We start from the raw sequence: 22,281 nt of genomic DNA, 5'->3' as shown, positions 1-22,281 counted from the left end.
ATCGCCTTGATTGGCAAGGCTTGCGGTGTCCCATATTACGGGGCAGGTGGGATATGGCTGTATGCTACTAATCGAGCGTTGACGTAGAATCCCCGCGACGTTAGCTCAGGCTCGGATGTGGTCAATGCAAGGCAAGCAGCAAGACATGGAAGTTTTGGAGGGTTGGCGTGCGTTTGTTGAAGCGGCCGGGATCGCCAAGAGCCGCATCAAGGAGGCTGATGTTCATGAGCATCAGCAGATCAAGCTCAGCCGGAAAAGCCTCCAGGAGAATGACCAGGGGTTCTGCTTTTCTTTGTCTGACGTTCAGGCGTCGACCCTAAAGAGCCGTTTCACCAAGACGGATGATGAGGGGGTAGTGCAATCCGACGCACTACAGCTCGGTTTTCCGTTGCTGCGTGTCACTGAAGGTTCGAAGACCTTTTTCCTTCCCTTGTTTCGCTACTCCCTGCCCGATACCTGGCATAGCGAGGAGTCTCTGCAATTCACCGTACCGGTAAAGCAAGGCTCCGAGGTTGCGCCGAACGTTGATGCCTTCCGCCTGTACCTGGATATCGATATTCAGGAATTGGGGGCCGAGCGGCACATGATGAGCATCGCTGCTGCCTGCATGGAGGACATGCAGGGGAGTTTTGGCGAGCTTTTCAGTGAGTTTCTGCGTTGGATCAAGCAGCGTTTGGACGACTTGGGCGAAAGCTCAGCCAAAAGCGCGACGGCGTCTCTGGAGTTAGCGTTCACTGCAATCATCTGTCCGGAGGTGAATGCTGATTACAACACCAAGGAGCAGTTGAAGGATTACAAGGTGCTCCTGCAGCGTTCCGATCTGCAGCAGCTGCCGTTACTTCGGCAATACATCGAGCATCGCTCTGCTGAAGTGGCGTCAGCGTCTTCCTTGCACTTGCGTCAGCCCTACGGCCTGTTCGAGCGCGAGTATCCATTGGGGCGCGGACAGATGATGGCGTTGGCCCAGGTTTCGAGTGGCGCGTCGTTGTTGGCGGTGCAGGGCGCTCCGGGGACAGGTAAGACGACGCTGTTCAAGTCGTTGATTGCCAGTCAGATCGTAGAGCGGGCGTTGGCATGCATTGGCGGCAATGACCGCAATCTAGGATTGGTGGTTACCTCTACGGCGAAGAAGGCCGTCGAAAACGTCATTGATGATCTGCGTGGCGATGCTTATTTGGAAAACCTCAACTGGCTCTATTTCCAAGGTGGAGACAGTGGTCAGGTGACGAATGAGCTTCAGCGTGTCAGTGGGCTGTTACGCCAGCTTGATGCGGAACTCCATGATCTGGAGAAGCAGAAGGCGCTGGCAGCGAAGATCATCGAAAACCGGCGCTTGATTGATGCCAGCCTGAGTCGATTCGAGGAATTGAAGCAGCAGCTCGACGAGGCGACGGTGCCTTTGAAGGGGATGTCGCCTGAGGACTTTGAGGCGCAAATAAGGCTGTTTGGAAGTGATGTGTCTCGACAGTGCTCGGAGCTGGGCTTCTCAGTTGAGCGGGGGACGGACATCGCCCAGCAATGTGCGGAGGCGCTCGCCCGCCTCGACGCTCGAAGGAATGAGTACGCACACGCCCAAAAGTGGCTGTCTGGTGGCTATGGCAAATTGGTTGGCGCTCCTTTCGGCCTTGAGACGTATCGTGATTGGTTAGGCTGTTCGCTGAGCGAGAACCTTCAGCACCATTTTGCCGAGCACCCAACGGGTGGATTGGGCCTTCTTCTGGCCAAGTGGTTTGGTGGAAAGTACCGAGCTGCACGCGAGCACCTGCTCAAGGCCTACCCTGATGATTTCTCGCGGTACGGTTTGGTCGGCCTCGACCATCTGCAGTTGGCGAAGCTGGCGCGCAACCGCAAGGAGCTGATTGCAGCCACCGGCGCCGATCAACTGTTGAGTGCAGCTGGATGGGAGGAGTCCGAGGCCGAGAAAGACAGGGAACGGGCGCTGAAGCGGCTATCGACTGACGTCGCTGAGCTCACCTCTCGCGTCGTTGACTTGCACCGCTATAACGGGGCCAAACGTGCTCTGCAAGACGAGTTTCCTGAGGGGGATTGGTTCGAAGTGCTGCGCATGCGCTTCATCGTGCAGCAACGTGCGTTGTTCGAGTCTGCGATTGATTACCTGTGGCAGGAGTTGCTGCGGCAGAAGGCTTCGCTGCGTCAGGTTTTGTCCCTGTGGAGCAGCATGCTCAGCGGCAAGCAAGACAGTGGATATTACCGCTGGAAGGACAAGCTGGAAGAGTTCTACCGCCTGATCACGTTGGCTTACCCAGTGATGGCGTCGACCTTGGCATCGGCGCATAAATTGGCCGGCTACAAGCTTGCTGACCTGAATGGGTTCACGCCTTACCAACTGAGCCTTGTGGATGAGGCCGGGATGATTTCGGTCGAATCGTTGGTACCGCTGCTGGCTCGCAGTTCGCGGGCAATTGTTGTTGGCGACCCTTTGCAGATCGAACCTATACGTTCGTTGGACAAGGCCGCAGCGGAAAAACTGAAAGCCAGGTATTTTGAAGACAACACGCTCTATGAGGCGGTCTCGCCCATGCTAGTGACGGCCTATCACCGAGCCGCGGGCACCTTGACCGGAGGTGTTTCTGATATAGGAAATGGCATCGTTCTGGATGAGCACCGACGTTGTCAGCCTGCCATTGCTGCGCTGTTCATGAGCATTGCCGAGTACAGCGGGGTGCAGGTGCGCACCACGAAACCCGACTCTAGAATTCAGGCCGCCTGCGCCAACATGGGCGGTTTCAATTTGATGTTTTACGGGGTTCAAGGGCGTCGAGCGCTGATGCCCAATACCAACCAGGATGAGGTAGATGCCATCGGCTTGTTATTGGACAAGCTGGAGGCGGCCGGGTACGACCTGACCAAGGATGTGGGAATCATCACACCTTACTCTAACCAAAAGAACCTGCTCATCAAGAAGTATGGTGAACGGCTCAAGCATCGTCAGGCGCTCAAGATCGGTTCAGTGCATCAGTTCCAGGGCGTTGGGTTCGAGGTGATCATCTACTCGCCGGTGATTTTCCAGCGCACCGATCGCGATACCTTCCAGAACAGCAAGCCCAACCTCCTGAACGTAGCGGTGTCACGGGCCAAGCAGCAATTCATTGTGGTGGGTAACCAGCAGCGTCTCATGGCCGCCGGTAAGTCACTGGCCCGAATGGCCGAGATCTGTGCAGAGTCGTTCTTCGTCAATATGGAGCACCAGAGTCCTTCCTTTGAGAGCGTCAGCAACAGTGGCGTGAAGCACTATTTTGATTGCGACCACATCACGGCGTTTGAGTCGTTGGTCGCCTCAAGCCGGCACTCCTTCACGGTAGTCGTTCCCTGGATTCGTCAAGGAAAGAGCAGCAATCATCCTCCGTTGAACATCCTTCGTGCTGCACAGGAGCGTGGTGTTGCGGTCACCGTCTATTACGGTCACGATTGGGCTCACAGGGCTGATGCTGGTGATGATGGAGATCAGGGACTGATCCTGGTTTATCGCCGCCATCTGGGAGAGGAGAATGTCATTCGCTTACCAGGAGGGACCCACGAGAAGATCCTTCTGGTCGACGAACAGATCGCAACGGTAGGCAGCTGGAATTGGCTTTCGCACAGTTATTATCGGTACTGCGCAATGCCCGATTGGCAGAACCTGTCGTTGCGTCGCGAGACCAGCGTGGAGCTGCGAGATCCTCAACTGATCGCTCAGCTGAAAGCACGAATTGCTCAAGAGCCGAGGCAGGGTGGGGCGTCACTGTCGTGATATTTCTGGCGCGGTTGCCGAGCCACGCCTTGATGTTGCTGATGGTGTGGGTTTAGGGGGGGCCTGAATGCCGGCGCCGCCGCCCTTGATGATCATCGACATGAGCTCGTTGCCCATCAGCTCGTTGCATTTGCCGGCGTGCAGGTTGATGGGAGTCTTCTGCTCCTGGGTGTTCAGGCCTCTGCTGTCGGAGGCTCCTTCTCAATCAGTACGTTCAGCATGCGTTGTGCCAGTTCGATCAAGTGCACAACCCCCATTGCAACTTTGCGATGGGGGCCTGTGAGATTGTCGGCATTTTCATAGGCGGTTGCCGCCGCGCTGTCCATGATCGAATGGATAGTGACAAGCAGATCTTCACGGTTCTGATTGACGGCTTCGGATGTATCAGATCCGGGTCGTTCGACGTGATTGTGCTTTGGCGACAAGTAATGGGTGAGTGCGCGGTCGGCTGCTTCGGGGTCGATTTTGTTTGGCGGGTTTGGTGTGACTTTGAACATGGCATATCTCCAATCCGGTGGTTGGAGCCGCCACGCCATCGCTACCAAACGATATTGGGTGGCGGCTGTACACAGGTTGGTAGACCGGAAGATTGGAGAAACCGGCGCACCCGAGGGTGCCCTGCGCACAGCCACCATGAAATTCAGACGATGAAATACGCCTGAGCTCAGGGGGCGCCGTGCGCCAATCTATCGCGGGCTACCAAACCCGATCACTGATGAGCAGTGATCGGCTGAAGATAGTCATCGAGATTGACTGACACAAGCGATCCGAATTTTCTAGGAAATTTCACGCGAGTTAAAGCGATATGTCCTGCTCGCGCTAAGAGATCCTCGAAAAAAGTGAAAGCGTTTGTTGAAAGTACGTGCTGATCATGCGGGGCAGTTCTGTTCGCTACAGCGGGTTCGCTTAGGGGCATTCGGTCTCCGTCAGCGGTTCCTCCATCTGGCGGCTACCGCTACCCGCCCACCATTCACCGCCGCCGTCGACGTAGCGCTTGCGCATGTTGGCGGCGAGGGTCTGCAGGTCTTTGGGCATGCAGTCGTCTGGGTCGTGGGCGGGGAGGGGCATGCGGATCTTCCAGAGGTTGGCGCCTTCGATCAGGGCGAAGGCTTGGCCCTTGGGTAGGCTGACGACGTGGGCGGGCTCGATCAGGGGGACGCTGGTGGAACTGACCCGGTCCTGGGTGTTGCTGGTGAAGTCGGTGTTGCCGGAGATATCGGAGCTGTCGGTGGCGCCGCTGACGAGGGTGGTGGAATAGACGTCGACCTTGGGCAACTGCTTGGTCAGCAGTTCAGCTGTGGCGGTTTCGCGTACACGCAGCATGAAGAGGTTGTTGAAGTTGCCGACCACCTGGCCGGCTTTGGCGCGGTTGCCGATTTTGGCCTCGATGTCGCTGATGGTCTGGGTATAAGCGGTGACCTGAATGCCGGCGCCGCCGCCCTTGTTGATCATTGGAATGAACTCGTTGCCCATCAGCTCGTTGAACTCGTCCGCATGCAGGTTGATGGGGATCTTCTGCTCCTGGGCGGCGTTGTGCAGTCCGCCGTCCAGGCCAAACTTGTAGATGTGGCCGGCTACGGACACCAGGTCGGCGAACATGGAGTTGCCCACGGCTGCGGCGACCTCCGGGTCGGACAGGGCGTCCAGGCCCACGTACACGATGCCTCGCTTTCGAATGATCTGCATCCAGTCGAAGATCGGGCGGGCGTCGTCCAGGGCGCTGTAATTGGGCGAGATCAGCTCGGCCATGCGCCCGGTGGTCAGTTTTTCCAGCAGGGGCAGGAGTGAGGCGACGATCTTGTCGAAGTAGGTCTTGTCGTAGCGCACCGCGGAGCGTAGGCCGTCCATCACCGGGTCAGCGATGCGGGTGCGTGAGAGGTACTGGTCGATTGCCGTGACGCGGGGGAGGCGGCCGCGCATGTTGAGAGGGATGTTCTTTTCCGTGAGGTTGCCCTCGATGGTGGCGATGGCGTCCCAGGCGCCGAGATCGTGGCGGGCGAAGTAGTCGCTGCTGTAGTCGATGAACAGGGCGTCGATGTTGATCACGTGCGTTTGGATCTGGATGTAGTCGGGGCGGTTGCCCAGTGCCACTAAGGCCCGGGCGATGATGTTGACGAAGCGCCAGGCGAACTCACGAAAGGCGGCGCTGTTGCCTTCGCCGGAAAGTTGTCCGGAGATGCGACTGGCCACTTCGGAGATGCGCCCAAATCGGCCCACGGCGTTGTAGCGAGCGGAAAAGTCGGGCCAGCCCAGGTGGAAGACATAGAACTCTTTTTCCCGACCTGCGCGGCGGGCTTCGACGTACATGCGCTTGAGCAGGTCGGCGTCGCCCTTGGGGTCGAAGACAATGACCGGCTCGAACTCCGGGATGCCGTTGACGCGTGTCTCCCGACGAATGTCCTGGGTGATGAACAGTTCGGCCAGGCGGGTTTTACCGACTCGGGTGGTGCCCAGTACCAGGCTATGGCCCACGCGTTCCCCCAGAGGAAGCGAGACCGGAATTTCGTTGGGTTCCACACCATGTAAGCGAGGAGAGCCGCCGACTGCTGGAAGTGGGCGCACAGGGTTGAGGGGGTAGTCCCAACTGGTGAATCGGGGTATCAGGTTCAGTGGAAAATTGGCCTTTTCCAGGCGCTGTTCCAGTTGTCGCGCGTGTTGGAATAGCGGAGTGGGTTCGACGTAACGACGGAACTCCGGGCGGTAAGTTTGCATCAGGCGTTGGGTGTGTCGTTGTTCCCATTTAAAGCCGATGCCGACAAATAACCGCTGATTGCTGACGGGGATGCGTTGGCTGGTGATCACGTAGCGCGGGAGGCGGCGGATATTGCGTCGGTAGCGCAGTACCGCCAGTCCCTGGCGAAGACGAATACAGGCAAGTACCAGATAAATAACTGCCGTCACGACACCGAATAAAGGCGTCAAACCGAGCATCCAGGGTGCGAATAAACACACCCCAATACAGGGGATACACACCGCAACGGTGTACAGCTCAACGGCGGGCCGCAGCAGCACTTCGACCGTATGTTGTTGGGTCATGGTCTGGGCCTCCCTTCGTAACGGTGGGAGGGGGCAAGGGAGCGATAAGGGAAGTTGGGCATGCCGGCGTCCTCTGGTGTTCAGAGCGCACGGTTGCAAAGCCTGAAGGACAACTGCCGCAAGGAAACTGGAATGCAGTGGGCAGGTTTCGAGGAGTGGTTCGGGTGGTATAGCGGTGGGCGCTGTTCCCCCTGTTCGAGATCGGCTCAGTTGTTTTTTCGAGATAAAACCATTGGGTCTCGATTCTGTTTTTTGGCTGATGGTGGTGGGGTTCCTGATGACACTGAGGCCTCGATACCTCAGCCAGGAGCAATCAATGTCTGACGCCACTCAAGGTCCAATTGGACCGCTGCGCAGTACGATGCAATTGACGCTGCATACCCATCTCGCTCTCCGTATCTGGCAAGGAAGACCTGCCAGTGAAGGCAAGGCACCGATCATGGGACTTGTGGGGCTTGTCGGTTTGATGGGCCGGATCAAGAACGAAGCCGAAAGAGATGATCCTTATGCCGACTTCTGGCTGATCCGTATCGAGGAAAAATTGCAGCGCTGCAAAGCCGAGTTGATGCACATCCGCCTGGAAGTGGACCTGCTGATGAGTGAAGTCCCCCGGGCCATTTCCGTACAGGAAAACTTCAGTATCCGGCCAGTCAATCTGCCGATGTTCATCGGTTCTCAATTCGGCTTTCTGGCGTTGTATCTGCTGATCACCTATGACGATATCGTTCGGCGTCTCAAACACGCTCACCATGTTGCCTTGATTGCTCGCAAGGGTATGGAAAGTCGAATTGATGCGGCGAGTCATATCTTTCGCAGTTTGTTTGGCCTAGTTCAGCAGTACAGGTTTTTGGGAGTGACCCGGGCGGATGTTGTGGCCGATAACGCTCGGGCTCGTCAGGCAAGAGAGACCCTTGGGGAATTGCCATTGGATGTACTGGAGGGGCGTCGCCGGGCTGAGTTTGCACCACCGATTGTTCACCGTCGGGTGGGAGATATCCGTGGTGTTTTAGACAGCGAGGATGGGGCGGTTGGATGGCGTGAGGCGGCTCCAGGGCACGCTGCGGTGCAGACCATATCCGAGGCCATGGAGGGCTGAACGATGGTGAATGTACGAGGGCGCGACAACGGTTTCGACCCGGCTGCGTGGGGAGAGGGTGCTGAACACACTGCCTTCCGGCCTCTGGAACAGAGTGCCTTCCGCGCGTTGGAACATACGGCCTTCCCTAAAGGGCTTTTAAAGCCCTTTAAGGGTAAGGGGGAGCTGCTTGAGTTGGGCGAGCAGTGCAGAGCGTTGAGCGAGGGACTGATTGCTCTGGCTATCCGGGAGATACTGGCTCAGGCCGAGCGATACCCTTTCACGTTGTTGCCCATTCGCTTGATCAAGCAGTCGACCGGGGCCGGGACTATTTTTCTGCGTTGGAGCCGATCGGACCGTACCAAGATGGGGGCCGATTTGTGGGCGGAGCTAGTACGTGATGAGCATACGCCGATCAACTTGATCTCCGATCTGTATGCGATGGAGCTGCAGCGGGTTGTCATCAACATGCAGATCAGCCTGACTCACAGTATGGGGCGCCAGGCGTTCTTGTGTGCCAACAAGGTGGCGGCGGCTGACCAGGCGTACGAGCAGCGGATACTTCAACATGCTCGTCTTCACTCGGGAGGAAACTGAACATGGCTACCAACTTCTGGGGGGAGGGCAACATCGGTACCAAGCCCGAGTTTCGAGAGATCTCTAACGGCAACAACGAACCGCGCCGGTTGTTGAGGCTCAATGTGTATTTCGATAATCCGATCTCGAAAGGAGGAGGGGAGTACGAAGATCGGGGAGGGTTCTGGGCAGGTGTTGATCTGTGGCACAAGGAGGCCGAACGGTATTCGAATCTCTACTGTAAGGGGATGCGAGTGCTGGTTATTGGGCGAATGATTTTGGAAAAATGGGAAGACGACAGTGGGAATGAATGTCGGGCGATGAAGGTGCAGGCCAGTCGCGTGGGGATATTGCCTCACCGTATTGATCGGGCCGTGATGATGGTCCAGGAGCGGCCTGTGCCTGAAGTGGATGAGCAGATGGTCATTCGGCTATCTGCCAATGAGGGAATGTAGTAACCGTTCAACTACCCACGCTTGGTGGATCTGCTTCTGGTGTTGTATGAGGTGTGCAGTTGCCCTTTTTCTGAACCCTCTTTTTCGGCGGAAATTTGTGGCTTTTAAAATCAAGCGCTTACGAAAGGGCGAAAAAAGAGGGTTAAACTGAAGGGAACAGCGCTTTTGCCTTTATGGGCAAGGCCTTACCCGGAAAAGCGTCTAGTTCACTGCCGTATAGGCAGCTCAGAAACATAGCCCGCCAGCGTTGTCGACTTGGAAGCTTGTTCACTGCCGTATAGGCAGCTCAGAAACCAGGCATTCGGGCGCGTCCTGGGTAAGAAGGGTTCACTGCCGTATAGGCAGCTCAGAAATGATACGTACGGCGAGAAACTTCCTTCCCCGTGTTCACTGCCGTATAGGCAGCTCAGAAAAAGACGTGGACTTCGTTCTGCGCCGTGTTGAGGTTCACTGCCGTATAGGCAGCTCAGAAACGCAGCCGGTCCAGGCGAACGCTGGTCGGACCGTTCACTGCCGTATAGGCAGCTCAGAAAAGCATGATGGCGGTACGCGAAACCGGCAGCCTGTTCACTGCCGTATAGGCAGCTCAGAAAATTTGCCGATGCGCTGGGCTTGAGCCTGGGATGTTCACTGCCGTATAGGCAGCTCAGAAATCGAGCGCTGGGAGCGCCGCGCCATGGATCGCGTTCACTGCCGTATAGGCAGCTCAGAAATTGTTGCCTACGGTCACCAGCGTGGTGTTGATGTTCACTGCCGTATAGGCAGCTCAGAAAACCAATTTCCAACGCAATCGCCAAACGCGCCAGTTCACTGCCGTATAGGCAGCTCAGAAAAGTTGAACCCTTGGACGGAAAAACATCATCAAGTTCACTGCCGTATAGGCAGCTCAGAAAAAGAACATCCCGCGGGAACTCAAGCAGTCATTGTTCACTGCCGTATAGGCAGCTCAGAAAGCGAGGATGTCTCTCGCATCATCAGCGAGCTGGTTCACTGCCGTATAGGCAGCTCAGAAATGGCCGCAAGGTCTGCTGGCCGACCAGTTGACGTTCACTGCCGTATAGGCAGTTCAGAAATGCTGGCCTACGACAAGGGCAAGTTGTATGCCGTTCACTGCCGTATAGGCAGCTCAGAAAAGCGCCTCGGCCGGGAAGTGAAAGCGGCTGAGGTTCACTGCCGTATAGGCAGCTCAGAAAGTCTGGCCCGACCTGGCGCCGTGCCCGCCCATGTTCACTGCCGTATAGGCAGCCCAGAAAAGCCCGCCGGCAGCGGCGCGGGCAAGCAGACCGTTCACTGCCGTATAGGCAGTTGACCAAGTCTTCGACGTTCATTTCGAATGCGTTAACGGGTGCACGCCTGAACAGGTATCCCTCTGACTGCAATGTGGTGACGTTGCATTTGGTTTCACGGAGCCTGTTGGCACATTGCCAGCCTTTCCGTTATAACCTCTGCATGATGATTGAATGGATGCAGTCGGTCGCAGGCTTATGGAAGAAATCCGCTCCTCGGATCTCAAGACGATCCTTCACTCCAAACGCGCCAATATCTATTACTTGCAGCACTGCCGAGTGTTGGTCAACGGCGGTCGCGTCGAGTACGTGACGGACGCAGGCAAGCAGTCGCTCTACTGGAACATCCCGATCGCTAATACCACAACAGTGTTGCTGGGCACCGGCACATCAGTGACTCAGGCCGCCATGCGTGAGCTGGCCCGGGCGGGCGTTCTGGTCGGTTTCTGTGGCGGAGGGGGAACGCCATTATTCAGTGCAAATGAGATCGACATTGAGGTGGCTTGGTTCTCGCCGCAGAGTGAGTACCGTCCCACGGAGTACCTGCAACGCTGGGTTTCCTTCTGGTTCGATGAGGGTCAGCGCCTTGAGGCCGCCAAGGCTTTTCAGCGGTTGCGCCTGCAGTTCATTCAGCAGCAGTGGATCAATAATCCGGCCTTTAGCAAAGCGGGGTTTCAGATTGAACCCGCAGCGTTGTCCAGTGCGCTAGCTCAGTCTCTGGCGGTCCTGAACGATGCGCCCGACCATGCCTTTCTGCTCACTGAAGAGGCTCGTCTGACCAAACGGCTATTCAAGCTGGCGGCCACTGCCACCCAATACGGTGACTTCACTCGGGCCAAACGTGGCAGCGGTGGGGATCCGGCCAACAGCTTTCTGGATCATGGTAACTACTTGGCCTATGGCTTGGCCGCGACGGCCACCTGGGTGCTGGGGCTACCTCATGGATTGGCGGTGTTACATGGCAAGACTCGTCGAGGCGGTTTGGTGTTCGACGTTGCGGACCTGGTGAAGGACGGTCTGATTCTGCCCCAGGCTTTCATCAGTGCGATGCGCGGTGAAGAGGAACAAGCCTTCCGTCAGGCCTGCATCGAGAACCTGACTCGCAGCGAGGCCCTGGACTTTATGATCGACAGCCTCAAGGCCGTTGCTGATCAGTTGGGGACGCCCGTCGCTTGAACATCTTGCTGATCAGCCAATGTGACAAACGAGCGCTGGTCGAAAGCCGGCGTATCCTCGATCAGTTTGCCGAGCGTCGCGGTGAGCGAACCTGGCAAACCCCAATCACCCAAGCGGGCCTGGATACGCTTCGCCAACTGCTCAAGAAGACAGCACGGCGTAACACCGCAGTAGCCTGCCATTGGATTCGAGGGCTCGATCACAGCGAGCTGCTGTGGATCGTGGGGGACACCAGTCGCTTCAACGAGCAGGGCGCTGTGCCCACCAACACCACACGGCGAAATGTGCTGCGCAAGGACGATGAGAACGACTGGCACACGGCCGAGGATATTCGCCTGCTGGCACAAATGGCTGCCTTGCTGCACGACCTGGGCAAAGCCAGCGTGGCCTTCCAGGCGCGCCTGAAGAAGCCCGTACGGGAGAAGAATCTCTATCGCCATGAATGGGTGTCCCTGCGGCTGTTTCTCGCCTTCGTAGGCGAGGACACGGATGAGGTGTGGTTGCAGCGTCTGGCCCAGCCAAGTGAGCAGGACGATGCCTCTTGGCTGGCCCGTGATCGCTACCGACGTGACGGGCTTGATGAGCCGATCGCGCCGCCGTTTCGTAACCTACCGCCGCTGGCCGCTGCAGTTGCCTGGCTGGTGGTCACTCATCATCGGTTGCCCGTCTTGCCGGTCTACGAGAATGGTCAGCAGCAGTGGCTGGGGTGTCGATCCAAGAGCTTCAACCCTCAGCGACTCGACAATCTGCTTGAGGGTGTCACTCACGATTGGAACGAGGTCAAACGCCAAGCCACGGAGGCTGAAATCGGTCCCTACTGGGAACTCGCAGGAGTGTTGCCCGTCACGTTGCCCAAGTGGCGGGCCCAGGCCGCCAAGGTTGCCAGGCACTTGCAGGCGCTGTGTGCCAAGGTCGGGAAAGGGGATTGGTTGAGCAACCCCTATGTGATGCACCTGGCACGCATGAGCCTGATGCTGGCAGACCACCACTATTCGGCGTTGCCTGCGAATTCCAAGCAGCGTGTTCTGGGTGAGGCGGGGTACCGGATCTACGCCAATACCGATGAGCGCGGTGCTGGCAAGCAGACGCTGGATGAACACTTGCTTGGGGTGGCGCGGTTCAGTGCGACCATCGTTCATGGGTTACCTGATTTTGAGCGGCACCTGCCTCGCCTTGGTAGGCATCCAGGGCTGCGCAAGCGCAGCAAGGATGAACGTTTTCGTTGGCAGGACCGGGCTGCTGACGCTGCCGGCGGTTTGCGAACCCAGGCCCGCGAACAGGGCGCCTTTATCGTCAACATGGCCTCTACTGGCTGCGGCAAGACCCTGGCCAATGCCCGTGTCATGAATGCCCTGGCTGACCCTCAGTTGGGGATGCGCTGCACCTTTGCTCTTGGGCTGCGCACCCTGACCCAGCAAACCGGTAACAGTTATCGCCAGGATTTGCACCTCAATGAGGATGAGCTGGCGATTCGGGTGGGCGGTGCCAACAGCCGTAAGCTGTTTGAGTACTTTCAGGAGCAGGCGGAGGCCACAGGATCCGCTTCGGTGCAGCAACTGATGGATGAGGACAGCCATGTGGTCTACGAAGGGCAAATGGCTGACCACGGCCTGCTCAGCAAGGCCATGGACAACCCCAAGATTCGGTCGCTACTGGCCGCTCCCATGCTGGTGTGCACCATTGATCACTTGATGCCGGCCACGGAGGCTCAGCGTGCGGGGCGCCAGATCGCGCCCATGCTGCGTCTGCTCAGCAGTGACTTGGTGCTGGATGAACTGGATGATTTTGATCAGGACGATCTGCCGGCGTTGACGCGTCTGATGCATTGGGTCGGTTTGCTGGGGGCGCGGGTGCTGCTGTCATCGGCGACGCTGCCGCCCTCGCTGCTGGACGGTATGTTCCAGGCGTACAGGGCAGGGCGTATTCACTATCAGCGTAACCGCGGCGTCCCTGGTACTCAGGAGTCGGTGCCGGAGATTGCCTGCCTGTGGGTCGATGAGTTCACCACTCAGGTGGCGACCTGCCGGGATGCAGGGCAGTTTGTGGCGCAGCACAGCCAGTTTGCTGCAGCTCGAGCCGCTGCCCTCCAGAAAGCGCCCGTTTGCCGTCGGGGGGAGCTGTTGCCATTGAACATTGCAGGCAAGAGCAAAGAGGCCATTCGCCGTGAGTTTGCACAGCAGGTTCGGGCGGCGATGCTGACGGTTCACGCCCGGCATGCAGAAACCTGCCCAAAAAGTGGCAAGCGAGTCAGTTTTGGTCTGGTGCGCATGGCCAATATTGAGCCGCTGTTCGACGTGGCGCTGGCGTTGTTTCAGGCTGGCGCCGACAGTGATCATCGGATTCATCTGTGCGTGTATCACTCACGCTTTCCGATGCTGATCCGTTCGGCTATCGAGGCTCAGTTGGATCGGGCCCTGAACCGTCGCAGGGAAGAAGCTGTGTATGACCTGCCGCAGATTCGTCGGGCGATCGACGAGTCGCCTGAGACCCATCATCTGTTCGTGGTGCTCGGCTCTCCTGTGACGGAAGTGGGGCGTGATCACGACTACGACTGGGCGATCGTCGAGCCTTCGTCCATGCGCTCGTTGATCCAGTTGGCGGGGCGGGTGCAGCGCCATCGCCAGAAAGTCTGTCAGTCGCCGAACATCTTCATCTTCAACACCAACCTGAGGCATGTGGAAGGGGGCTTGGCCAGCAGCGGTCAGAGGCCAGCAGCCTTCATCAAACCGGGGTTTGAACGTGACGGTGGGAAACCCGGTGATCCCTTTCGGTTGAAGAGTCATGACCTCGATCAGTTGCTCCGCGAAGACGAATATCGAACAGTGACGGCCCGGCCCCGCATCCTGCCTCGACCACAGGAGCAGTGGCGACCTGAGGAGAGTCTGGTCGATCTGGAGCATGCGCGACTGGCCGATCAGATGCTTCCCAAGGTTCGTGACAACCGCCAGCCAACACCTCGTGGGGTCAAGCCAACGACGCAGCGATTGGATGCAGCCTGTGCCTGGCAATTTCCGCAGGCGGCGCTGACTTGGGCGTTGCCTCAGCAGCAACCGTTTCGCGACAGCAGCGCCCAGGAAGTGGAACTGGTCTTTCTGCCTGATGACGATGAGCAGGCGCTGGTGCTGCACCGGATTCATGAAGAGGCCAAACGGGGGAGTCCAGCTATCTACACCGCTGCCCAGGGACAGCTCGCACTCATCGATCTCGATAGCCAGCTTGGCCCGGGTATTCAGCCATGGGGCCGGTACGATCTGCTGGACCTGCTGAACGAGCAGGTCGATGCGCAAAACCTGTCGCTTAGAGAATGTGCCGAGCGGTTCACGCCCGTCAGTGTGTACGAGAGCACCTTCGGGTGGCGGTACCACCCCGTGTTGGGGTTCTCGCAAAAAAAATAACGGGGCAGAAATCTGCCCCGTTATCAAGTGGAACGCTACCTATTCGGTAGTTAAATCAAGAGCTTGTGATCAGCTCAATCGATGGCGCTATTTTCTGAGCTACCTATTCGGTAGTTCTATCAGTTCATTCGATGGCGCTATGGTGTTGCTTTGCCTATGTAGGTGGCATATTGTGATTACACGCGCTGCTGTAACAGCGCGTGTAAAGCAACTCGCTGATCGGCCCAGCTCTGCAAAGGAGGAACCCAAGGTGATTGGCAACCACTCGCTCTTATTAGAACGTTGAGGGCCAGGCCCTCATGAATCCAATCTCAAGGTAAATCCCCGCAGTAACAGCTTGTTGCTGTGGGGATTCTACATACGTTGTGTTCGCCACGTCGACTTCAAAAGGTTTGAACGATAATGGAAGAGGGATCTACCCAAGTATCACGTATTACACGTTTTCGAAGTGCCATTGCCGCCTTTATCGACGAGCGCAAAGAGGCCAAGCTCAAAGGTGGCGAAGGCGATGAGGCTCAAGCAGACAAGTACGAGTACGGTACCTGGTTGGCCGATGCGGCGCGGCGGGTGTCGCAGATCCAGGCCGTCACGCATGTGCTCAAGGCGACTCACCCTGATGCGCGGGGCAGCAGTCTGCATATCCCTCCCGAATCATTGAGACAACATGCCGAGATTGGCACCCATGTCCTGGGCGATCAGTACGCGGATGACATCGTGGGCAATGCCGCAGCGCTGGACGTCTACAAGTTCCTCAAGCGTGAAGTCGACGGCAAGCGTCTGCTTGATTGGTTCCTGGCGAACGATGAGCACCTGCTGACGGCATTGAGCAGCGATGAAGCTACAGCCCAGGAGTGGGCCGCTGCGTTCAGTAGCCTGGTTCGTCCAGCCACGAGTCTGGCCTCCCATGGCCTGGCAAAGCAGGTTTACTGGTGCGTTAACGGTGATCCGACTGATGACGCGGGTTTTCACCTGCTGCAGCCTTTGTTCGCCAGCACCCTGGCTCATGCCGTGCACGCGGATATTCAGTCGGCGCGTTTTGGTGAGCAAAATAAGCTTGCGCGTCAGGCACGGCGTCAAGGAGAGCCCTACGATGGGGTTTATCGCGACTACCGTGGTCTGGTCATGCGCAAGCTGGGCGGCACCAAGCCGCAGAACATCAGCCAGCTCAACAGTGATCGAGCTGGCGTGAATTACCTTCTGGCTTCATTGCCTCCCATCTGGGATCAAAGCAGACCGCGTAGTTTTATGAAAATCGACTCAGCGTTGGAGCCGTTTCTTCACTTCGAAGGCGTAAAGGAGCAGCTCCAGTCGCTGTGTACGCTACTTGAAAGTGATCCGGCGGCAATCAAGGCGACTCGCGACCAACGCAAGAAAATTGAACAGGAGCTTGCCCGCTCGCTGGCTGCTTTTGGTGTTGTCAGTCGTGAGATGTTTGCAGCTGGCTGGAGCCGTGATCCGGCATGCGAGCTGCCATTGTGTGAACGGTTGTGGCTGGATCCGGATCGTGTCGGGCTCCAGCCGCGCGAGGACCGTCTCGAAGAAGACCAGGCGTTCGTCTCGGCGTTCATTGGGAGCGACTGGGCCGATCAGGTCGCTCAACGCTTCAGCCTCTGGCTCAACGCCATTTTGCGCAAGCGCCGACTGCCCGTCGGTGATGTCGAGCAGGCCCATTGGGCCAAGCAGGCCATCATCGAAGCGGATGCTCCAATGCCTTTCAAGTCGTCAGCAGTTGTGGGCGCCAGCACGTCGGAGGTGACTCATGGCTGAGGCATGCCCGTACTTCGATTTCCTGTTGGTTATTCCGCATCTTCAGGTGCAAAACGCCAACTTGCTGTCCAGTCCACTGACCCATGGTTTCCCCTCGATGACGGCTTTCTTGGGCGTGATGTGGGCCCTGGAACGCAAGGTGCGTGAAGCGGGTTTGGACCTGCAGTTCAATGCCACCGCCGTGGTTGCCCATCGTCATGAGGAGCAGGTCACCAGCGGCGGGTTCGTCCACGCCTTGCGTCTGACTCGCAACCCGATCAACCGTGACGGCAGCGCCGCAGCGATTGTGGAGAAGGGGCGTATTCATCTGGAGATCAGTCTGGTTTTTGGTATTCAGAGCCGTTCGCTCAGTGCCTCTGGCAGTGAGGAGGAGGTGGCCAGACTTGCCCATCAGGTTCGCGACATTCTCTCGCAGATGCGTATCGCCGGCGGCAGTGTTATTCCTTCAACGGCCCCGATGCGTAAGCAGCGTCCTTTCATTGTGTCGATGGTCGATGAGGGCGAGCGGGAGGCGTTGTTCAACCAGCTCAAGCTTCGTCTGTTGCCAGGCTTCGTCCTGGTGGATCGCACTGACTTACTGGAGCTGCGGCACCAAGAGCAGCGGCTCATCGATTCTGGTGCTTCGAAGCTCGATGCTTGGTTGTCGTTGTCACGAATCAACTGGACGTGCACGCCTGCTGAGCCCAGTGAGAAGGTCCAATGGGAGAACGATCGGACGGATCTGGGGTGGATTGTGCCGATTCCTGTTGGCTACGGCGCGTTGGGCGAACTACAAGCTGCTGGGACTGTTGCCCATGCCCGTGATGCAGACACTCCGTTCCGCTTTGTTGAGAGCCTCTACAGCGTTGGTGAGTGGATCAGTCCACATCGCCTGCATAGCGCTGAGCAGTTGATGTGGTACGCCGACTCCGCGCCTGATGAGGGGCGCTACCGGTGCCGCAACGACTACCGCCCGACCACATCAGACCTCTAACGCTCCGCCCATTTTCCTAAAAGGTATTTGATCATGGCCAAAGACACTAAAGATGCCCTCAAGACCGCTTCCGTACTGGCTTTCGAGCGCAAGCTCGATCCTTCCGATGCGCTGTTCCATGCTGGTGATTGGAAGTCGCGAGACAACTGGAAGCCTGTGTCCATTGGTGAAAAGTCGGTGCGTGGGACCATCTCCAATCGGCTGAAGACCAAGGACCTAGATCCGGCCAAACTGGACGCTCAGATTGAGAAGCCCAACCTGCAGACTGTTGATGTTGCCGCCTTACCTCATGACACCGACACTTTGCGTGTGAGTTTCACGCTGCGTGTGCTCGCCGGCACCGGCCAGCCGTCGGCATGCAACGACAGCGACTACCGACAGAAACTACTCGACACCGTTAAGGGCTATGTCGATAAGAATGGCTTCACCGAGCTGGCTCGGCGGTATGCCCACAACCTGGCCAATGGTCGTTTCCTGTGGCGTAACCGCATCGGTGCCGAGCAGGTTGAGGTGGAGGTCGCCCAGTTGGTCGATGGTAAGGCAGCGACCACGTGGCGCTTTGACGGACTGGCTCTATCTCTGCGTAACTTCGATAACAGTTCAGAGAGCGCTGACGCCCTGGGCGAGCTGACCCAACTGATTGCCGGCGGCCTAGCGGGCCGGCAGCATGTGCTGTTGCGTGTGACGGCCTATGTGCGCATGGGCGCTGGCCAAGAGGTATTCCCGTCCCAGGAACTGATCCTGGATAAGGACAACAGCAAGAAGAGCAAGACCCTCTACCACGTCGACAGCGTGGCCGGCCTGCACTCGCAGAAAGTCGGCAATGCCATTCGTAGCATCGACACCTGGTACCAGGAGGCTGAGGCCAACGGCCCGATCGCCGTGGAACCCTATGGTTCGGTCACCACTCAGGGCAAGGCATACCGCCAGCCGCGCGGTACCCAGGATGACTTCTACACGCTGCTCGACAATTGGGTGCTCAAGGACAAGGCGCCGGCCCTGGAACAGCAGCACTTTGTGATCGCGACCCTGATCCGCGGTGGTGTCTTTGGCGAGGCGGGCTAAGCCATGGACCATTACTTCGACCTGAAGCTGCTGCCCGATCCAGAGTTCGCGGCCACGCAGTTGATGAGTGCGCTGATGTCAAAGCTGCACCGGGGCCTGCATGACCTCAGACGCGACGATGTGGGCGTGAGCTTTCCCGAAATCGAAAGCGCGCGGCACCATCTGGGCAGTCATCTACGCTTGCACGGCAATCGTGAGGCGCTGGCGCACCTGCTGACCCTGAACTGGCTCACGGGTATGCGCGATCATGTGCAGGTGGGGGAGGTGACGGCTGTGCCGGCCCAGGTGCGCTACCGACTGGTCAGTCGTGTGCAGGTGGATAGCAATCCGGAGCGCCTGCGCCGTCGGCTGATCAAGCGTCACGGGATCACCGAGGAAGAGGCTCGCGAGCGCATTCCGGACAGCGCGGGGAAACGCACCAAGCTGCCCTTCGTGAGCCTGCGCAGCAATGGTAGCGGCAACGCCTTCCCTCTGTTCATCCGCCATGGCGATATCTTGGAGGTCGCTCAGCCAGGCACTTTCAACAGCTATGGTCTGAGCAGCACCGCTACCATTCCTTGGTTCTGATCCATGGCTTTGCGAACCCTCTTTTTCGGACGATTCATTCCCCTTCGTAAAATCAATGACTTACGGAAGGGCCAAAAAAGAGGGTTCTGGAGCCATGTCTGGGGTATTTCCCTTTGCTGTCAGTACCTTACCGGGAAAATCATCTAGTGCACTGCCGTATAGGCAGCTTAGAAAGCATCGCGAAAAAGTACGACGGCCTAGTCAAGGTGCACTGCCGTATAGGCAGCTTAGAAAAACATCAGCCTGTCCGGCGCCCAAACAATCGAGTGCACTGCCGTATAGGCAGCTTAGAAATCAAGCTTAGCCTTGCGCGGGCCGATTGCCCTGTGCACTGCCGTATAGGCAGCTTAGAAATTTCATGCCCGACAGAATGCCGAGCGTTGAGCGTGCACTGCCGTATAGGCAGCTTAGAAATTCCGGGATCCGGCGCTTCTTCTCCCGATCCCGTGCACTGCCGTATAGGCAGCTTAGAAAAGACTAACGCGATCCAGAACGGCATTTATGTTGTGCACTGCCGTATAGGCAGCTTAGAAAAGCGGGAACACTCGCCGCTGTTGTCGCAGCTCGTGCACTGCCGTATAGGCAGCTTAGAAATGGAGCACGGCTACAAGGTGGTCGCCACGCTGGTGCACTGCCGTATAGGCAGCTTAGAAACAGTTCATCGAATGTCGAGTCGGTCAGTGCGCGTGCACTGCCGTATAGGCAGCTTAGAAAAGCAATGGCAGCAGCATCAGCAGCATCAGCGCGTGCACTGCCGTATAGGCAGCTTAGAAATGTAAAGGCGCCACACCCTTCCAGCGTGAGAAGTGCACTGCCGTATAGGCAGCTTAGAAAATCATCGAAGTTCATGTTGAATGCGTTGTTGGGTGCACTGCCGTATAGGCAGCTTAGAAACAGTCGCTATCCCGCACCCAGGGGCGCGGCGGGTGCACTGCCGTATAGGCAGCTTAGAAAATGAGCACAGCCGAAGAGGATTTCGAATTCCTGTGCACTGCCGTCTTCATTTTAGCGCGCCAGGTCTGGCATCGAGATTCAGCTTGTAGGTTTGTCCAGAGAGGTGCCGGCGGGGGTAGCCCCCAGCGCCGGTGTGTGAAGTGGATGTGAGGAACATGAGTCGGTGCTTCTCGGCTATGCGCCGCTAGTTGCCTTTCACGTCCAGTGTGAGGTGCTGCCTGGCCTCCATCGCGTCGTGCAGTATCCGGACGATCTCAATGACCTGATCGCCGGCCAGCCGGTAGAACACGACATGCCGCGGCTTCTGTACGGTGCCAATGGACGTGGCAGCCTGCCTGCGGACATAGGCCAGGTGAAAGCTCCTCAGTCCTTCAGCGAGTTCATCGCGCGGGCTGCTACCCGCTCGGTCCGGTGTGAGTGCAAGTTCTTCAATGGCAGTGCGTAGGAGTTCCTGATACCTGATCCTGGCACGGGAGCCAAACTGCACCTGGGAGTACCTCAGAACATCCTCAATGTCACGAAGAGCCGTATGGGAGAGACGGTACTTCGCCATGCTCAACGTTTCTTGCTGGGGGAGAGGGCCACTCGCTCGCCGATCTCTGCCAGAAGACTTCCTAGCTGATCACCGTCAATTTCAACGGAGCGGCCTTGCTCCAGGTCCATCAGCCCCGCTGAGGTTGCGCTGCGCAATGCTTCGAGCTTGGCCAGCTCCTGCGCTTCACGCTGTTCCAACAAACGAAGTCCTTCACGCATGACCTCGCTGGCGTTCTGGTACCGGCCTGAGTCAACCAGGTCATTGATGACTTGGTTCATGTGGTCAGTAAGAACGACATTTCGCGTGGCCATTTTGCGCTCCTGGTGCAAATGCTGCGGGTCTGGATATTGGCATATTATGCCATTTTGTGGATTCGTACATAGCTTGGCTCTTGGGTTCATGTGGGAAAAATCTCCTGCAAGGTTTGCCTGTGTGGGTGGATCGAAAACGGGAAGTGCACCTGCAGGGCAGGGGCCGGAAGCGGGGGAATAGATGCTTCGAGCCAGCCTTCAGAGTCACCTCCGTCAGTGGTTACAGCGTGTGAGCTCGAACCCATTTGCCAGCTTCTTTGTCGACGCCGTCAGGCATGAGCCGTAGCAATGCATGGCAATGGGTGTGGGGTATCTCGGTACTCCAAGCTCATGAGGCAGAACGTGGAGAACTCTTCGTCCGACGGGTAGGGGGCCCGCGTGGATGGGTACAACGGACAGTGCTGGGATCAGGTTTCTCTGATGCCAAGCACCGCGGCAGTGAAGGCAGACAGCGGGGCAGCTGTGCGCGAAGTGAGTAAGGCCCATAGGGACCTGGGAACAGCAGCGCTTCCATCGACACACGTCGACTGGTCACATTGTTGGAAGCTTGGTGACCTAGTGGTGGATCATGCGCAGTGGCGCATCGTAGCCCTTCGGACCCAAGCTACATTTGCAGAGTGCTGACAATGTCAGCGGTACGCATCCAGATGATGGATAACGACAGCGATGGATGCAAAAGCCCATCTGCTACAAGTCATTTCGGTGCATGGGGACATCGGTGAGATCCGGCGCCACCATGAGCCTTGCTTCGCATGTGCCCACCCCTCATGAGCGGTGACACTACCCTGATCGGAGTACCTGCTTTGACCCTCTTTTTTCGAGGTGAGATTGCGCCCTGTAAAATCAATCACTTACGAGGAGGCCTAAAAAGAGGGTTAAACTGGCCATGTCAGGGAATTTTTCTTTGCCGACAAGACTTTATCTGGAAAATGGTCTAGTTCACTGCCGTATAGGCAGCTCAGAAAAAGCATCGTCCCATTCGTCAACGCCGAAGGCCGTTCACTGCCGTATAGGCAGCTCAGAAATGGATGTAGTTGATGGTCGCCAAGCCAATAGGGTTCACTGCCGTATAGGCAGCTCAGAAATCAATGCCGCGCAGGCGGCAGAGGTAGGCCAGGTTCACTGCCGTATAGGCAGCTCAGAAATGAAGGCAATCGACAGGGTCAGCGCACCGCTGGTTCACTGCCGTATAGGCAGCTCAGAAATCAAACGTGTTCATCCTGACGCGGGCTGATACGTTCACTGCCGTATAGGCAGCTCAGAAATTTGCAGACATTATTTGATCTCCTCTGCGCTCGTTCACTGCCGTATAGGCAGCTCAGAAAACGACGGCCAGTATCACGCAGGGCACTATCGAGT

Annotated in this window: 14 protein-coding genes and 3 CRISPR repeat arrays (1 of these 17 cut by a window edge); of the genes, 10 read left to right on the top strand and 4 right to left on the bottom strand. The window is 57.5% G+C overall.

Annotated features, from left to right (window positions below; all coding sequences use genetic code 11):
- Positions 1 to 124: 124 nt before the first annotated feature.
- Positions 125 to 3,751: an AAA domain-containing protein gene (locus tag ACMGT0_RS20815; protein ID WP_416769622.1), complete on the top strand. Its 3,627-nt coding sequence runs from the start codon at positions 125 to 127 to the stop codon at positions 3,749 to 3,751.
- A 173-nt stretch (positions 3,752 to 3,924) separates the two neighbouring features.
- On the opposite strand, the gene ACMGT0_RS20810 is transcribed toward ACMGT0_RS20815, so the two are convergent.
- Both ACMGT0_RS20810 and traD read right to left on the bottom strand, forming a co-directional pair.
- Positions 3,925 to 4,248: a DUF6124 family protein gene (locus ACMGT0_RS20810; RefSeq protein ID WP_416769621.1), complete on the bottom strand. Its 324-nt coding sequence runs from the start codon at positions 4,246 to 4,248 to the stop codon at positions 3,925 to 3,927.
- A gap of 409 nt (positions 4,249 to 4,657) precedes the next feature.
- Positions 4,658 to 6,787, bottom strand: coding sequence for a type IV conjugative transfer system coupling protein TraD (gene traD / locus ACMGT0_RS20805; protein WP_416769619.1), 2,130 nt, complete (start codon positions 6,785 to 6,787; stop codon positions 4,658 to 4,660).
- Between the two features lie 316 nt (positions 6,788 to 7,103).
- Between traD and ACMGT0_RS20800 the strand changes: the two genes are divergently transcribed.
- The 9 genes from ACMGT0_RS20800 to cas6f all read left to right on the top strand — a co-directional run bounded on the left by ACMGT0_RS20800 (position 7,104) and on the right by cas6f (position 19,122).
- On the top strand, positions 7,104 to 7,883 hold the full coding sequence (locus ACMGT0_RS20800) for a PFL_4669 family integrating conjugative element protein (protein ID WP_416769617.1): 780 nt from the start codon (positions 7,104 to 7,106) through the stop codon (positions 7,881 to 7,883).
- A 3-nt stretch (positions 7,884 to 7,886) separates the two neighbouring features.
- Positions 7,887 to 8,459, top strand: coding sequence for a DUF3158 family protein (locus tag ACMGT0_RS20795; RefSeq protein WP_416769615.1), 573 nt, complete (start codon positions 7,887 to 7,889; stop codon positions 8,457 to 8,459).
- A 2-nt stretch (positions 8,460 to 8,461) separates the two neighbouring features.
- Positions 8,462 to 8,893: a single-stranded DNA-binding protein gene (locus ACMGT0_RS20790; RefSeq protein WP_416769613.1), complete on the top strand. Its 432-nt coding sequence runs from the start codon at positions 8,462 to 8,464 to the stop codon at positions 8,891 to 8,893.
- A gap of 204 nt (positions 8,894 to 9,097) precedes the next feature.
- Positions 9,098 to 10,206: a CRISPR direct-repeat array (repeat unit 28 nt; unit sequence GTTCACTGCCGTATAGGCAGCTCAGAAA).
- Positions 10,207 to 10,353: 147 nt separating this feature from the next.
- Positions 10,354 to 11,355: a type I-F CRISPR-associated endonuclease Cas1f gene (gene cas1f / locus ACMGT0_RS20785; RefSeq protein WP_416769612.1), complete on the top strand. Its 1,002-nt coding sequence runs from the start codon at positions 10,354 to 10,356 to the stop codon at positions 11,353 to 11,355.
- Complete coding sequence (cas3f, locus tag ACMGT0_RS20780; RefSeq protein WP_416769610.1) at positions 11,352 to 14,750, top strand: type I-F CRISPR-associated helicase Cas3f; 3,399 nt, start codon at positions 11,352 to 11,354, stop codon at positions 14,748 to 14,750. Before cas1f ends, cas3f begins: the two co-directional genes overlap by 4 nt.
- Before the next feature lie 402 nt (positions 14,751 to 15,152).
- Positions 15,153 to 16,517, top strand: a complete 1,365-nt coding sequence (csy1, locus tag ACMGT0_RS20775) for a type I-F CRISPR-associated protein Csy1 (protein ID WP_416769608.1) — start codon at positions 15,153 to 15,155, stop codon at positions 16,515 to 16,517.
- Complete coding sequence (csy2, locus tag ACMGT0_RS20770; protein WP_416769606.1) at positions 16,510 to 17,490, top strand: type I-F CRISPR-associated protein Csy2; 981 nt, start codon at positions 16,510 to 16,512, stop codon at positions 17,488 to 17,490. Before csy1 ends, csy2 begins: the two co-directional genes overlap by 8 nt.
- Before the next feature lie 33 nt (positions 17,491 to 17,523).
- Positions 17,524 to 18,555 (top strand): type I-F CRISPR-associated protein Csy3, encoded by a 1,032-nt coding sequence (gene csy3, locus ACMGT0_RS20765; protein WP_416769604.1) that lies wholly within the window; start codon positions 17,524 to 17,526, stop codon positions 18,553 to 18,555.
- A gap of 3 nt (positions 18,556 to 18,558) precedes the next feature.
- On the top strand, positions 18,559 to 19,122 hold the full coding sequence (cas6f, locus tag ACMGT0_RS20760) for a type I-F CRISPR-associated endoribonuclease Cas6/Csy4 (RefSeq protein ID WP_416769602.1): 564 nt from the start codon (positions 18,559 to 18,561) through the stop codon (positions 19,120 to 19,122).
- 146 nt (positions 19,123 to 19,268) lie between these two features.
- A CRISPR array of direct repeats spans positions 19,269 to 20,076; the repeat unit is 28 nt; unit sequence GTGCACTGCCGTATAGGCAGCTTAGAAA.
- A 184-nt stretch (positions 20,077 to 20,260) separates the two neighbouring features.
- Here cas6f and ACMGT0_RS20755 read toward each other — a convergent pair.
- Together ACMGT0_RS20755 and ACMGT0_RS20750 are read right to left on the bottom strand one after the other, a co-directional pair.
- Positions 20,261 to 20,629 (bottom strand): type II toxin-antitoxin system RelE/ParE family toxin, encoded by a 369-nt coding sequence (locus tag ACMGT0_RS20755; protein WP_416769600.1) that lies wholly within the window; start codon positions 20,627 to 20,629, stop codon positions 20,261 to 20,263.
- A 2-nt stretch (positions 20,630 to 20,631) separates the two neighbouring features.
- Positions 20,632 to 20,922 carry a type II toxin-antitoxin system ParD family antitoxin gene (locus ACMGT0_RS20750; protein ID WP_416769598.1) on the bottom strand — a complete coding sequence of 97 codons (291 nt, stop codon included), beginning with the start codon at positions 20,920 to 20,922 and terminating at the stop codon, positions 20,632 to 20,634.
- 937 nt (positions 20,923 to 21,859) lie between these two features.
- Positions 21,860 to 22,281: a CRISPR direct-repeat array (repeat unit 28 nt; unit sequence GTTCACTGCCGTATAGGCAGCTCAGAAA) (it continues 806 nt past the right edge of the window).

The organism is Pseudomonas sp. RHF3.3-3 (assembly GCF_048069595.1).
Taxonomy (GTDB): domain Bacteria; phylum Pseudomonadota; class Gammaproteobacteria; order Pseudomonadales; family Pseudomonadaceae; genus Aquipseudomonas; species Aquipseudomonas fuscovaginae_B.
Note: the sequence above shows the minus strand (reverse complement) of the source record. Positions and strands in the feature narration are given on the sequence as shown.

Coding starts and splice junctions, on each gene's coding strand:
- ACMGT0_RS20815 (WP_416769622.1), top strand. CDS start 125: ATGCAAGGCAAGCAGCAAGACATGGAAGTTTTGGAGGGTTGGCGTGCG.
- ACMGT0_RS20810 (WP_416769621.1), bottom strand. CDS start 4,248: ATGTTCAAAGTCACACCAAACCCGCCAAACAAAATCGACCCCGAAGCA.
- traD (WP_416769619.1), bottom strand. CDS start 6,787: ATGACCCAACAACATACGGTCGAAGTGCTGCTGCGGCCCGCCGTTGAG.
- ACMGT0_RS20800 (WP_416769617.1), top strand. CDS start 7,104: ATGTCTGACGCCACTCAAGGTCCAATTGGACCGCTGCGCAGTACGATG.
- ACMGT0_RS20795 (WP_416769615.1), top strand. CDS start 7,887: ATGGTGAATGTACGAGGGCGCGACAACGGTTTCGACCCGGCTGCGTGG.
- ACMGT0_RS20790 (WP_416769613.1), top strand. CDS start 8,462: ATGGCTACCAACTTCTGGGGGGAGGGCAACATCGGTACCAAGCCCGAG.
- cas1f (WP_416769612.1), top strand. CDS start 10,354: ATGGATGCAGTCGGTCGCAGGCTTATGGAAGAAATCCGCTCCTCGGAT.
- csy1 (WP_416769608.1), top strand. CDS start 15,153: ATGGAAGAGGGATCTACCCAAGTATCACGTATTACACGTTTTCGAAGT.
- csy2 (WP_416769606.1), top strand. CDS start 16,510: ATGGCTGAGGCATGCCCGTACTTCGATTTCCTGTTGGTTATTCCGCAT.
- csy3 (WP_416769604.1), top strand. CDS start 17,524: ATGGCCAAAGACACTAAAGATGCCCTCAAGACCGCTTCCGTACTGGCT.
- cas6f (WP_416769602.1), top strand. CDS start 18,559: ATGGACCATTACTTCGACCTGAAGCTGCTGCCCGATCCAGAGTTCGCG.
- ACMGT0_RS20755 (WP_416769600.1), bottom strand. CDS start 20,629: ATGGCGAAGTACCGTCTCTCCCATACGGCTCTTCGTGACATTGAGGAT.
- ACMGT0_RS20750 (WP_416769598.1), bottom strand. CDS start 20,922: ATGGCCACGCGAAATGTCGTTCTTACTGACCACATGAACCAAGTCATC.